General features: G+C 50.9%; 11 protein-coding genes and 1 pseudogene. 9 read left to right on the top strand and 3 right to left on the bottom strand.

Annotation, left to right across the window (positions count from 1 at the left end):
- The first annotated feature begins 5 nt into the window (after positions 1-5).
- Positions 6-1,244 (top strand): HipA domain-containing protein, encoded by a 1,239-nt coding sequence (locus NFS31_RS03780; RefSeq protein ID WP_251491774.1) that lies wholly within the window; start codon positions 6-8, stop codon positions 1,242-1,244.
- A 156-nt stretch (positions 1,245-1,400) separates the two neighbouring features.
- On the opposite strand, the gene NFS31_RS03775 is transcribed toward NFS31_RS03780, so the two are convergent.
- Positions 1,401-2,372: a hypothetical protein gene (locus NFS31_RS03775; RefSeq protein WP_251491771.1), complete on the bottom strand. Its 972-nt coding sequence runs from the start codon at positions 2,370-2,372 to the stop codon at positions 1,401-1,403.
- An 84-nt stretch (positions 2,373-2,456) separates the two neighbouring features.
- Positions 2,457-3,437 carry a hypothetical protein gene (locus NFS31_RS03770; protein ID WP_251491769.1) on the bottom strand — a complete coding sequence of 327 codons (981 nt, stop codon included), beginning with the start codon at positions 3,435-3,437 and terminating at the stop codon, positions 2,457-2,459.
- Between the two features lie 485 nt (positions 3,438-3,922).
- Between NFS31_RS03770 and NFS31_RS03765 the strand changes: the two genes are divergently transcribed.
- The 6 genes from NFS31_RS03765 (at position 3,923) to NFS31_RS03740 (ending at position 10,058) form a co-directional block, all read left to right on the top strand.
- A complete protein-coding gene (locus tag NFS31_RS03765; protein ID WP_251491767.1) occupies positions 3,923-5,533 on the top strand; it encodes a C40 family peptidase in 1,611 nt (536 codons plus the stop codon).
- A gap of 541 nt (positions 5,534-6,074) precedes the next feature.
- A complete protein-coding gene (locus NFS31_RS03760; RefSeq protein ID WP_251491765.1) occupies positions 6,075-6,629 on the top strand; it encodes a transcription termination/antitermination NusG family protein in 555 nt (184 codons plus the stop codon).
- Positions 6,630-6,822: 193 nt separating this feature from the next.
- On the top strand, positions 6,823-7,356 hold the full coding sequence (locus NFS31_RS03755; protein WP_251491763.1) for a transcription termination/antitermination NusG family protein: 534 nt from the start codon (positions 6,823-6,825) through the stop codon (positions 7,354-7,356).
- Positions 7,357-7,424: 68 nt separating this feature from the next.
- Positions 7,425-8,606, top strand: coding sequence for an aminotransferase class I/II-fold pyridoxal phosphate-dependent enzyme (locus NFS31_RS03750; RefSeq protein WP_251491761.1), 1,182 nt, complete (start codon positions 7,425-7,427; stop codon positions 8,604-8,606).
- Positions 8,603-9,316 carry a sugar transferase gene (locus NFS31_RS03745; RefSeq protein WP_331482465.1) on the top strand — a complete coding sequence of 238 codons (714 nt, stop codon included), beginning with the start codon at positions 8,603-8,605 and terminating at the stop codon, positions 9,314-9,316. Before NFS31_RS03750 ends, NFS31_RS03745 begins: the two co-directional genes overlap by 4 nt.
- A complete protein-coding gene (locus NFS31_RS03740; RefSeq protein WP_251491759.1) occupies positions 9,306-10,058 on the top strand; it encodes an acetyltransferase in 753 nt (250 codons plus the stop codon). The genes NFS31_RS03745 and NFS31_RS03740 overlap by 11 nt, the downstream gene beginning before the upstream one ends.
- Before the next feature lie 56 nt (positions 10,059-10,114).
- On the opposite strand, the pseudogene NFS31_RS27360 reads toward NFS31_RS03740, so the two are convergent.
- A pseudogene (locus NFS31_RS27360) lies at positions 10,115-10,198 on the bottom strand (DUF6783 domain-containing protein); the annotation flags it as partial.
- 169 nt (positions 10,199-10,367) lie between these two features.
- Between NFS31_RS27360 and NFS31_RS03730 the strand changes: the two are divergent.
- Both NFS31_RS03730 and NFS31_RS03725 read left to right on the top strand, forming a co-directional pair.
- On the top strand, positions 10,368-11,483 hold the full coding sequence (locus NFS31_RS03730) for a glycosyltransferase family 4 protein (protein WP_251491757.1): 1,116 nt from the start codon (positions 10,368-10,370) through the stop codon (positions 11,481-11,483).
- Complete coding sequence (locus tag NFS31_RS03725; RefSeq protein WP_251491755.1) at positions 11,467-12,783, top strand: nucleotide sugar dehydrogenase; 1,317 nt, start codon at positions 11,467-11,469, stop codon at positions 12,781-12,783. The genes NFS31_RS03730 and NFS31_RS03725 overlap by 17 nt, the downstream gene beginning before the upstream one ends.
- The last annotated feature ends 20 nt before the right edge of the window (positions 12,784-12,803 follow it).

The raw sequence follows: 12,803 nt of genomic DNA, 5'->3' as shown, positions 1-12,803 counted from the left end.
AGATAATGAAACCATATACCCTGATGCACAAAAATATCCCTGTAGCCGATTTGGCGCTGGACACCGCTTCCGGCGTAATCATATCAATCGGCGCGGTTTATGAGGCGGCTCATGCGCCGGTGGGCGTTCCGGCGAGAGAGGGGAGCATGGACCGCGGAAGTTTAAACGAGTGGTGGAGGGGACGCGCAATCCCGGCGAGCCGTTCCGGGATAAGGGCGGCCTTGTCAGAATTGGGAGTGTCTGCTCCCGAGCTTCTATTGGAGAAATGCCTGGGCCTGAGTTTGTCTGACCAATATTGGATCCGCCCCGCAGGTTCGTCTCTTTTATGGGAAAATGTCAACTTTTTTGATAATCCGTTTTCAGAGGATGTGGGAAATATCCTTTTTGGCAAGGAACCGGGCAGCGCCGAAATCAGCCTGATGTCCCCGGACAATACATCCGACGGCTGGCTGAGGAAAAAGTGGAAAATCATAGATGGGAAACGGTGTCTGATAAAGGGCGGCAGCGGCGCTGCCCGACAGGAGCCGTATAATGAGGCGCTGGCCAGCCGGATCATGGATCGGCTGGATATCCCTCACGTTTCCTATTCCCTGCTTTTGGAGGAGGATTATCCATACAGCGTGTGCGAGGATTTTATAACGCCGGATACGGAGCTGATTTCCGCATGGAATATCATGAAAACAGCCAAAAAGCCGAACCATGTATCCGTATACCGCCATTATCTTGACTGCTGCAGCCGGCTGGGAATTGGGGGCGCAAAGGACGCTGTGAACCGGATGCTGGCGCTGGATTATCTGATTGTCAATGAGGACAGGCACCTGAATAATTTTGGCGTTGTGCGCAGAGCGGATACGCTGGAGTATATCGGCGCAGCCCCGATTTATGACAGCGGTACGTCCCTCTGGTTTGACAGACCGCTGCCGATGATACATGCCCGGGCAAAAGCGGTCTGTAAGCCATTTAAGAACAGCCATGACGAGCAGATCCGGCTGGTAACGGATTTTAGCTGGCTGGATTTTTCGGCGCTTAACGGGATCGACGAAGAATTGAGGGAGATTGTAAGGGGCTCTCTGTTCATTGACGAGGCAAGGCGCGAAGCTTTGTGCCAGGGGCTTATGGACAGGCTGGGAATGCTGGAGGAGGCGGCTCTGCTTTCAACAAAACAGGCGTATGTTGAACGGACGGAATTTGACGTGGCGCAGGATGTAGCGTACAGCGGCGGTGGAGACGGGCAGAAAATATAAAGGACAGGAACCGTTTGGGCCGTGTGGGAGGCTTGGCATCCTGACATTCAGACACAGGATTTCCGGATGGGGGAAATCCTGTGTTTTTAAAAGTTTGTAGAAAACAGAACGAATTATAATCTGCAGTATAATAACAGATGTATAGCGCGCCATCCGTCAGAGGCCGAAATTAATATACATCTTTTCACAATGATCCATGATAATGCCGTCCAGAAACTCCATAATCTGATCGGTGCGGTTATTATTAAAATCCCATCCCCAGTTTCCGTAATCAAAGGTATCGCTGTGCTTTTGTGTGCTGGCTCTGTATTGGTTAAAGTTTTCGTACAGGACTTCATGGAACACATTTTCTCCCAGATTATTCTCATGGCTTTTTCTCATATTGTATACATCAAACAAAAACTCCGTGTCCCACAGCATCAGCGTATATTCATTGATTTCAAAAGCCGCGCAGTCAATTCCCATGGATCCCATTGCCCGCACAAGATTATAGTAACGATAAGGTTCGCTGGCCAGCCACATTTTATACATGAGTTCAATCTGATGCTTATCGGAGGCCAAATCAGGAAACGGGTCGTTTTCCCACTTTTGCCGTTTTGCCTTCACTGTCTGTATTATGTTTTCCACTTCCGCATCGTCAGCCTGCTTGTCCCAGAAGCGGTTGATATCCATACTCTGGGATAATTGCTCCATGCGGGTGCTGATTTGTTCAAGCATCGCTTCATTTTGTGTGTAATCGTCTATTTCATTGGACAGCTTCTCCAGGCTCTGTTCCATACTGGCCAGTTCTGTCTGATAAATGGTATGAATTTCCAGATCCTTTTTTCCATTGCTGAAAAAATCACCGATGTGCGCTATCATATCAGGAAAGGTTATATTTGCCTCATAGCTGGACAGGATCAGGATCAGGGCGGCGGCAAGCCCGCACAGGCAGGCAGTCCATTTCCGTTTTTTAGGATCCGGGAGGGTGAGGTAGGCCGTCACGCCTGCCACATAACACAAAATAAAGATGATTTTCCAAAATGGGCTGGCTATATCTTTCGAGATAAGCGTTAAGAGCATTGTGGTCAATATAGACAGAATGAATTCGAGGTTTTCGTTTTTTGTTTGCTTTTCTTCCGTATTCATAAAATTGCTTCCCCTTTTAAATAATTGCCTGTTGAATTATACACCGCTAAAAACCATGATATAAGGCATAGCAGGCAGGAATGTTTATCTGTAAGCGGCGGCATGGGCGATCGCTTTGGTCACAGACGGCTTAAAATTGATACTGAATTTATTAAAATAAGACATAATCTGTGTGTCCAGACGGGCCATGATGGAGTTTGTATCCACATCGCTTAATTTAAAGCGCCAGTTCTTATAATCAAGATCATCCTCATACCGTTCATTCCGGACTTTATAATCATTATAGTATTGCTCAAATAATTCATAAGTTGGGTTTTCGGCCAGTTTTGTTTCCATATTTTTTTTCATGTTATAATAGGCAAACAGTCGTTCCGCATCCCACATTATAAGTTTGTACTCATCAATTTCATATGCCGCACAGTCAATTCCCATAGGTTCCATTGCCTTGATGATATTGTAATAATGATAAGGAAGTATACTCAGATACAATTTATAAGCGATCTCTGTTTGATATTCATTCAGCGGCTGGGTGAGGAACGGGCTGCCTTCCTTTCTGATTTCCTTCAGAATGGCGTCTACTTCCTGCTGATCTTCCTTGTCCTCCCAAAATCGGTATGTATCGATATCAAAAATGAGTTTTTGGATATTATCGTCTAATTCATCCAGCTTTTGTTTATACGGCTCATTTTTAAAATCAGCAGTCAGCTTGTCAATACTCTGATTGATGGAACGCATCTGCTGATAATGGGATGCGTAGGTTAGCGCATCACCGTCTTTCTGGATGAAGAAATTTCGTACATGCATAATGTAATCCCTGGCTGTGATATCATTCGTCAGCGTGGATGACATGAGGAGCAGGAAGGACGCGGCCATGCACATACCTGCTGCAAGCTTCTTTTTATGGCGTCTTTCTTCGGAGGGAGCGCTGAGAACAGCCATAAGCCCTGCGACAAAGCAGATAATGAAAGCAAGCCGGATGTACAGATTTGGAATCGCATCAGATAGAATCGTTGACAGCAAAGCGGCCAGAGTGGATAAAACAATTTTTGCATTTTCATTTTTCATAAACAGATCCTCCAATAATGAATAAGATTGAATTATGGAAAACCAATACATATAGTTTACTATATAATTGGGAATTTAACAAGCGTATATGTCTGAAATTATATTCATATATCATGAACTGTTCCGGAAGATGTGTGAACAGTTACTTCTTAACAAATGCCATTGGTTCAATCCGGCGGAGGGTGTACACGGTAATATTATTGTAAGAGTTCAGACGCCGGATTTCCTGCAGTCTGAACGGTTACACATTATTTCAAGTTAAGAATATCGTAAAAATTAAACATTTGACATCTCAAAAAGATCGTTCTATTCTTTATAGAAGAAGGCGGGAAGATGGCTGCGTCAGAGTATGCATTTGCAGAGCAGGCAGACTGCCTTTCATCATTTCATTTACTAATTCCGGGAACATTCATTTTAGAGTATTTTAGGAACACGTTTTTGGGGAGCAGATAAAAATTTTGAGAAAATACGGGGAGATTTGATTTATGAATATACATAGATGGCTCTGGCAGGCCGGAGCGGTAAGTTTTTTGGCAGTTTCAATGGCATTCTGCCTGAGCGGGTGCGGGAGCGCCGGAAAGCAGAGCGGGGAGCAGACAGAGGAGTCCATTTCCGCGCAGCCTTTGGAAGAGGGTTCGGACATCATGGAAGGAGACTCTTCCCAGGAAGACTGGATTCTGGGAGGCGCCGGTATTCTGCCCGGGGAAGGCTCTGAGTATGAAACGGCGCCGGAGGAGACAGAACCAGAGCCAGACCCTGCGCCGGAGTATTACCGGCCGGGGGTGGAGCATGAATCCGTGGCAGCGTTGCAGGCGCGGCTCATGGAGCTGGGATTTATGGAAAATGACGAGCCTACCACTTATTACGGAAGCGTGACGGAAGCGGCCATCAAAACCTTTCAGCGGCAGAACGCACTGCCTGAGGACGGGATCACAGGGCCCTCCACGCGGGATGCGCTCATGGATCCCGGCGCAAAATATTATGCGGTGGGAAACGGCGATCAGGGAGAAGACATACGGCGGATTCAGAGCCGTTTGTACGAGCTTGGCTATCTGGCCACGGAAGATCTGGTGACTGGCAGTTTTGGCGACAAGACCCAGGAAGCGGTCATCAAGCTCCAGGAGGTCAATGATCTGGAACCGGATGGAAAGGTGGGGCGTCAGACCATAAATCTTCTCTACAGCGATGAGATAAAGCCCAATATGCTGGCTTTCGGCGACAAGAGCGAAGTGGTCCAGGCGGCGCAGGCGCGTTTAAGGGAGCTCGGTTACCTGACCACAGAACCGGACGGGACATACGGCACGGATACGTCCATTGCGCTGAAACAGTTTCAGTCCAAAAACGATCTGGTGGTGGACGGATATCTGGGGCCGTCTACAAGAGCTGTGTTAAACAGCGCCGATGCGGCCCCTAACGGCATGTCGCTCGGCGATCAGGGCGACAGCGTGCAGCGGGTTCAGCAGCTTTTGAGCAAATACGGCTACCTCTCTTCGTCCCACGTAACCGGGTACTTCGGAGAGGTGACAGAGAAAGCGGTTAAGAATTTCCAGACAAATAACAGCCTGGCAAGCGATGGCTCCGTAGGCATGAAGACCATGGCAAAGCTGACAGGCAGCGATGTGCGCCGCTATTCGGGCGGCTCGTCGTCCGGAGGCGGTTCGGGAAATTCAGGCGGAAAAAGCGGCGGGAGTTCTTCGGGCGGCGGATCGTCAGGCGGCAGCTCCGGAGGCGGCAGCGGGGCAGGCGCTTTGATTTCCATTGCCAGCTCCAAGATCGGATGTCCGTATGTCTACGGCTCCAAGGGGCCGAATTCCTTTGACTGTTCCGGATTTGTATACTGGTGCTTAAATCAGGCCGGAGTCAGACAGAGCTACTTAACCTCGTCAGGATGGCGCAGCGTGGGAAAATATACGAAGATCACCAGCTTTGGCAATCTGCAGGCAGGGGATATCATTGTGGTCAGCGGCCATGTGGGGATTGTGGCAGGGGGAGGCACGGTGATCGATGCGTCCTCCAGCAATGGAAAGGTGGTACACCGCTCTCTGGGATCCTGGTGGAGGAATAATTTTATCTGTGGATGGAGGATTTTCGGGTGAGGCGGATCGGGCCATGTCCGTTATGCGTCTAAGCGGTTTATTCCCGCGGGAAACGAGCCAGGTGGGCATGCTTGCATGCACATTTGGCGACTGCCGCGAGGCTCAACACCCCTGCTGCTCTGTCGCGGGGGTGTTGACTGGGAAAGCGCAGGAAATTTACATATGTTTTTCCTGCGCTTTCTTTGTTTTCTGTATCATTATCTGTTGAGATATCCGGTAGTAGTTCACATCGAATGTCATGAACTTTAGCGGGGAGGATTAAATTTTCCCTGGCTGTTTGACTGGAAATTGCCGCCGTGTTTCGTAGAATACATTAATCTAAGAAATTTTTCTCCATTATACTACGCTTCTTTCGTTATTTCAATGGGATTTTCTATCAGAAATGTTTAAAAATTTCAATAAATATCTTTGTGTATTTCTTAATTTAATTTTCCAAACAAAACAATCAGATTTTATAAAAAATTTTCACATACCGTGTTTCGTAGAATAATGTATTCTACGAAATCCATAGATGGCTGAAATGCCGGAAAGGATATATCAGATGGAACAATGGTATGTTTTAAAGACCGTTCCGGGAAGGGAACAGGAGGGCGCTGATCTTATGAAGCGGGCCGTAACGCCCGGGCTGTTTAAAGAGTGCCGCGTTCTCAGGAAGGTAAAGGTATTCCGCTCCGGCGGGGCGCTTCACTTTCCGGAGGATGTGTTGTTTCCGGGTTATTTATTTGTCAGGACAGCCTGTCCCGAAGCGCTGGAGCGGGAGCTTAAAAGGTCCGGGGATTTTCCGCAGTTTCCATCCGTCACTCCTGTGGAAGCGGCTGATCTGGCGTTTTTGAAAGATGTATGCGGGGATAATCTGGAACGGCCTATGGGCGTGACCAGACTGACCCTGGACATGGACAACCGGATCATCAGGGCAGACGGGATCCTGGGCGGATATTTGGATCGGATCATCAGGCTGAACCTACACAGGCGGTTTGCACTTGTGGAGACACCTTTGTTTAACCGGATTCAGTCCGTGCTGTTTGGGGTGACGCTGGAGCGGGATCCGCTGATGTCCGGAGGGAGCGGCCATAAACCGGGAACCGGACGATCGTGAAAAAATAAATCGAACAGGCAGTCTGTGGTCTATGCCATGGACGGTTGAACGATGGATCATAAAGCAGGACGGGTGATTTCCGAAAGGGGACGTCAGGCCGCCAGGAGGAATCCGGGGCGACAGCGGCAGGACGCGCCGGAGGGGCGAAGCATGCCCTGGAACGGACGCAGATGAAATCAGGAGGGGCGATGCCATGTGGTATGTGATACAGACAGAAACCGGCAGGGAGCAGGAACTGGTGGATGCCATAGACCGGGTTCTGTGCGGGTCAGGCTATAAGCGGTGCTTTGTGATCCGCCAGGAATGTGTCTGGCGGATTAGGGGCGGCTATAAGACGTATATAAAGCCCCTGTTTCCGTCGTATGTGTTTGCAGAAACCGACGCGCCGGAAGCATTTTTCCTGTCGCTCAAGCAGGTGAACCGACTTTCCCGCCTTCTGGGGAACGACGGCGTATTCGGAACGGTGACAGAAGAAGAGCAGGCTCTTCTCTGCCGTATGATGGGGGAAGGAAGAGGAGACGGCCAAGAATGTCTCGTCCGCCGCTCGCCCGTCCGGGTCAGCGCGGATGGGGAAATCACAGAGGCAGGCGGTTTTCTGAAGGATTATCTGGATCAGATCGTGAAAAAAAGGCTGCGAAAGCGCAGCGTGACCATAGAAATCCCCTTTTTAGGAGAACTTCGGCGGATCCAGGCCGGGATCCGGGTAGTGGGGAAGGATCCGGATTAGAATGAACATCCTGAAGAAATTGGGAAAAATTCAAAAGAAACAGCACATAAGAAGGAGGCAGCGCACACATGGAAAATGATAGGGCAACCGATATGAAAGACAAAAAAATCTATTTATCCAGCCCCACCATGAATGGGCATGAGATGAGATATATAAAGGAGGCGTTCGACGCCAATTGGGTCGCGCCACTGGGGAAAAATGTGGATGAATTTGAATCGGAAATGGCCGCCTACACCGGTTCCGGCCATGCCGCGGCCTTAAGCGCCGGGACGGCCGCCCTGCATCTGGCGGTCAAGCTGGCGGGGGTGGGGCCGGGAGATGTGGTATTTTCTTCTTCCCTGACCTTTGCGGCCACATGCAATCCGGTTACATACGAGCAGGGGAAGCTCGTCTTTATTGACTCTGAGGCGGATACCTGGAACATGTCCCCGGATGCCCTGGAGGAGGGCTTTAAAAAGTACCCGCAGGCCAAGGCGGTCATTCTGGCGCATCTCTACGGCACGCCGGCAAAGCTGGACGAAATCCTTGCCGTCTGCGGGAGACATGGGGCAGTCCTCATCGAGGACGCGGCCGAGGCGCTGGGGAGTTCCTATAAGGGGAAAAAATGCGGCAGCTTCGGCGCATACGGCATCTTGTCTTTCAACGGAAATAAGATCATCACCACCTCCGGCGGCGGAATGCTTCTGTCTGCTCAGAAGGAGGCGGTCGAAAAAGCGCGCTTCTGGGCCACCCAGGCCAGGGAGCCGGCGAGGCATTACGAGCATAAAGAGATCGGCTACAACTACCGCATGAGCAATATCGTGGCCGGGATCGGCCGGGGACAGATGCGCACGCTGGATGCGTATAAGGAGAAGAAGCAGGAGATCTATCGGCAGTATAAAGAGGCATTGGCCAATATCCCGGGGATTTCCATGAACCCGCTGAATCCGGACGGGGAGGCGAACAACTGGCTGTCCTGCCTGACGCTGAACCAGGATTTAGTCAGGGCCGGCGTGACGCCCCTGACGCTTCTGGAGGCGCTGGAAAGAGAAAATATTGAAAGCCGCCCCATATGGAAGCCCATGAACCTGCAGCCGGTGTATGGGGGCCATGATTTCATCCGGACAGAAAGCCGGAACGGAGTTTCCGTCGGGGAGGACATCTACAGGCGGGGGCTCTGCCTGCCGAGCGACATAAAAAATACGGACGGAGATATGGAGCGGATTATTGAGACAATACGGAAAACAGTGCGGGAGGCGTCCGGGAGATGAGCGGGCCTCAGAGCAGGAGCGCCGTCCGGAAACGGAACCGTATACAGAGCGCAGGGAGCGTCCGGCCCGGTCAGGGCGCATACAGCCGCCTGTCCGGGGGGCTGTACAGAGATTATTTCAAACGTTTGCTTGACGTTATCCTGTCAGCCGCGGGAATCCTGGCGCTTTGGCCGGTTATGGCGGCGACGGCGCTCCTGGTGAGAATCCAGCTTGGGACTCCGGTTGTATTCCGGCAGCAGCGGCCCGGAAAGGGGGGCAGGCTCTTTTGGATGTACAAGTTCCGCACCATGACGGATGACAGGGACGAAAGCGGCGCGCTGCTGCCGGATGAAAAGCGGCTGACGTCGTTTGGAAAGAACCTGCGCGCAAGCAGCCTGGACGAGCTGCCGGAGTTATTTAATATCCTGAAGGGGGATATGAGCGTGGTGGGGCCCAGGCCGCTTTTGGCGGACTATCTTCCGTTGTACAGCAAAAGCCAGATGCGGCGTCACGATGTAAGGCCCGGACTGACAGGGCTTGCGCAGGTAAAGGGCAGGAATGCCATAAGCTGGGAGGAAAGATTCCGCTGGGATGTTCTGTATACAGAAAAGCTTTCCTTTTGGATGGATGTGTTTATTTGTGTGGAAACCATAAAAACCGTGCTGAAAAGGGATGGGATTCAGGCAGAGGGAAGTGCGACTATGGAGGCGTTCCGGGGAAATGAAAAATGAAAAAGGGATTGTGATTATCGGGGCCGGAGGTTTTGGCCGGGAAGTAAAATGGCTGATAGAGCGGATCAATGAAGCTCAGGGCATGCAGCCGCCTGTCAGAGGAAAAAACCAAGACGCTCAGAATAACCAAGATAACCCAGACAGTCGTAATAAGCAGGATAGTCCGGATAATCAGGGCAACTGGAATCTTCTCGGCTTTGTTGATGACGGACTGGAAGCGGGAAGCCGGATCGCGGGCTGTCCGGTGCTGGGCGGGATCGAATGGCTGTGCCGGCGCGCGGAACAGGAAACGCTATACGCGGCCTGCGCGATCGGTTCCGGAAGAGTGCGCAAACGCATGATAGAGCGCCTCTTGCAGCATGGAAACTTAAGATTCCCAAACCTTGTGGATCCATCTGTATTTTATTCCGGATCGATCCGGATGGGAAAAGGGAACATCCTCTGCGCAGGAACGATTTTAACGGTCGATATCAAGCTCGGGGATTTCTGCATCGTAAACCTGGACTGTACGATCGGGCACGACGCGCGACTGGAGTCATTTGTCACGCTGTATCCCAGTGTGAACCTGTCAGGCTGTGTCCTTGTCGGAGAAGGGAGCGAGATTGGGACGGGAAGCCATGTGATACAGGGGATCACAATCGGAAAAGAGGCGGTGCTCGGGGCCGGGACAGTCGGGATCCGCGATCTACCGGAGCGGTGCGTGGCAGTAGGGAATCCGGCGAAGGTGATCAAATACAGTTGAAACGTACCGGAGCGTGTTTGAAACATCCCTTCCGCTATCTGAAATCCCCGATTTGCGCTATATTCAGGTGAAATTGGCTTAACACAGCCCGCTGCGCCGCGCTCATTTGACCAAAATCTCCCGCAAAGAGGGACGCACATCCGGGCGGGGAGGTACGGGTCGGAGACGGGAGCTGGCTGGGGATTGGAAGCTGTGTAAAACAGGGGATCGAGGTTGGAAGAGACATCATAGCGGGAGCCGGCGCGGCGGTGGTAAAGAATATAGAGGAAAAGAGAATTTATACAGGGATTCCGGCAGAGAAAACACAGGATGAGAATATTAATACTGACAAATAACGATGTGGGCTTATACCGTTTCAGGAAAGAATTTCTGCAAAAACTCCTGGATGAAAAACACACAGTTTTGATTGCCCTGCCGGAAGGCGGGATGGCGGTCAGGCTGATGAGGATGGGATGCTTCTTTGTGAAAACTGAAATAGACAGACGCGGGACAAATCCGGTAAAGGATCTCGCTTTATTAAAAAATTATATTCATTTAATCCGCACAACGGATCCGGACATGGTTCTGACGTATACGATCAAACCCAATATCTATGGAGGAATTGCATGCAGGATATTGAGAAAAAAGTATATGGCGAATATTACCGGATTAGGCAGCGCTTTGGAAAGAGGCGGGGTCATTTCAGCGATATCTGTTTTTCTGTACAGGCTGGCGTTAAAGGAGGCGTCCTGCCTGTTTTTTCAAAATAGTGCAAACCGGAAAAAAATGCATGACCTTCATATCGGGGGAAAAAGGGAAATCCAGATTCCCGGTTCAGGAGTCAATACAGAGGAGCATCTGTTTGAAACATATCCGGATAAAACAGTGCCTGTGGAGTTTCTGTTTATGGGCAGGATTATGAAAGAAAAAGGAATTGAAGAGCTGGTGGCGGCCGCAGAACGCGTTAAAAAGAAGCGCCCGGATGTGAGGTTTAAGATAGCCGGAGAATGTGAGGAAAATTATCAGAGTCTTCTGGAAAACGCACAGAAAAACGGGATTCTGACCTATCTGGGTTTTCAGGATGATGCGCATGCCCTGATAAAGGAATGCTCTGCCCTGGTGCTTCCATCGTATCATGAGGGGATGGCCAATGTCCTTCTGGAAGCATCGTCTAGCGGAAGACCGGTACTGGCGAGCCGGATTCCGGGCTGTATGGAGATTTTTGAGGAGGGAGTAACGGGACTGGGTTTTGAAGCCGGAAGCGTGGAAAGCCTCACAGAGGCTTTTTTTGCGTTTATCGGGCTTTCCTATGAGGAAAAGAAAGAAATGGGGATCCGGGCCAGAAGAAAGATGGAAAAGGAATTTGACAGGACAATCGTCATACAGGCGTATTTAAAGGAAATAAGGCGGATCAGAGAGGAGAAAAACGATGAGCCTATATCATAGACTGGTTTCCGGTGAGGAAACGCTGTCTTTAGTCGGACTTGGATATGTGGGAATGCCGATTGCAGTGGCATTTGCCAGAAAGGTTCCGGTGATCGGGTTTGATGTAAATGAAGAAAAAATAGAGCTTTACAGGCGGGGAGTGGATCCCACCCATGAGGTGGGGGATGAGGCTGTCGCGGGGAGCCGGGTCATGTTTACAAGCGATGAGACAAGGCTTCGGGAGGCAAAATTCCATATTGTGGCGGTGCCGACGCCGGTAAAGGAGGATCACACGCCGGATTTGAGCCCGGTGGAGAGCGCCAGCCGCATCCTTGGCAGGAACCTGACAAGAGGAAGCATTGTGGTCTATGAGTCCACCGTGTATCCGGGCGTTACGGAGGAAATCTGCGCCCCGATTCTGGAGCAGGAATCGGGCCTTAAGCGCGGCGTGGATTTTAAAATCGGCTATTCGCCGGAGCGGATTAACCCGGGCGATCAGGTTCACCGTCTGGAAAGCATTACAAAGATCGTGTCAGGCATGGATGCGGAGACGCTTGAAGAGGTTGCCTGCGTCTATGCGCTGGTCGTGGAGGCAGGCGTGCACCGGGCGGAGAGCATCCGGGTGGCGGAGGCGGCCAAGGTGATTGAAAACAGCCAGCGCGATATCAATATTGCCTTCATGAACGAGCTTTCCATTATTTTCAGCCGGATGGGCATTGATACGCAGGCAGTCTTAAGGGCGGCCGGGACAAAATGGAATTTTCTCAAATTTGAGCCGGGGCTGGTGGGAGGCCACTGTATCGGGGTGGATCCGTATTATCTGACGTACAAGGCCGAGCAGCTTGGCTACCACTCCCAGATTATCCTCTCCGGCCGCCGGATCAATGACGATATGGGGAAATATGTGGCGGAAAGCCTGATCAAACATTTAATCAGGGCGGATATCGCCGTAAAAAATGCCAGGGTTGCCATTCTGGGCTTTACCTTTAAGGAAAACTGCCCGGATACGCGCAACACGAAGGTGATTGACATTGTGAGAGAGCTGAAAACGTATGGGATTGAGCCGGCCATTTCCGATCCGCAGGCGGACAGAACAGAGGCTGAACGCCTGTATGGAATCCATTTTACCAGACAGGAGGAGATCCGCGGCATGGACGCCGTGCTCCTGGCGGTCCCGCACCGGGAATATAAAGCGCTTTCCCTGAAAACGCTGGACGGTTTTTATAGGGAGGAAGCGGCGGGGAAAGTCCTGTTTGATATAAAGGGAATGCTTAATAAACAGGAGCTGGAGGAAGCCGGGTATCTGTACTGGAGATTATAGGGCGAATGTATGCCGGATTA

Origin of the sequence: Otoolea muris (assembly GCF_943193115.1) — a bacterium.
Lineage (GTDB): Bacteria > Bacillota > Clostridia > Lachnospirales > Lachnospiraceae > Otoolea > Otoolea muris.
The sequence above is the reverse complement of the archived record's forward strand: the minus strand, read 5'-3'. Positions and strand labels throughout refer to the sequence as shown.

Bases quoted from the DNA above. Each gene is read 5' to 3' on its own strand.
- NFS31_RS03775 (WP_251491771.1), bottom strand. From the start codon at position 2,372: ATGAATACGGAAGAAAAGCAAACAAAAAACGAAAACCTCGAATTCATT.
- NFS31_RS03765 (WP_251491767.1), top strand. From the start codon at position 3,923: ATGAATATACATAGATGGCTCTGGCAGGCCGGAGCGGTAAGTTTTTTG.
- NFS31_RS03750 (WP_251491761.1), top strand. From the start codon at position 7,425: ATGGAAAATGATAGGGCAACCGATATGAAAGACAAAAAAATCTATTTA.
- NFS31_RS03725 (WP_251491755.1), top strand. From the start codon at position 11,467: ATGAGCCTATATCATAGACTGGTTTCCGGTGAGGAAACGCTGTCTTTA.
- NFS31_RS03755 (WP_251491763.1), top strand. From the start codon at position 6,823: ATGTGGTATGTGATACAGACAGAAACCGGCAGGGAGCAGGAACTGGTG.
- NFS31_RS03745 (WP_331482465.1), top strand. From the start codon at position 8,603: ATGAGCGGGCCTCAGAGCAGGAGCGCCGTCCGGAAACGGAACCGTATA.
- NFS31_RS03740 (WP_251491759.1), top strand. From the start codon at position 9,306: ATGAAAAATGAAAAAGGGATTGTGATTATCGGGGCCGGAGGTTTTGGC.
- NFS31_RS03780 (WP_251491774.1), top strand. From the start codon at position 6: ATGAAACCATATACCCTGATGCACAAAAATATCCCTGTAGCCGATTTG.
- NFS31_RS03770 (WP_251491769.1), bottom strand. From the start codon at position 3,437: ATGAAAAATGAAAATGCAAAAATTGTTTTATCCACTCTGGCCGCTTTG.
- NFS31_RS03730 (WP_251491757.1), top strand. From the start codon at position 10,368: ATGAGAATATTAATACTGACAAATAACGATGTGGGCTTATACCGTTTC.
- NFS31_RS03760 (WP_251491765.1), top strand. From the start codon at position 6,075: ATGGAACAATGGTATGTTTTAAAGACCGTTCCGGGAAGGGAACAGGAG.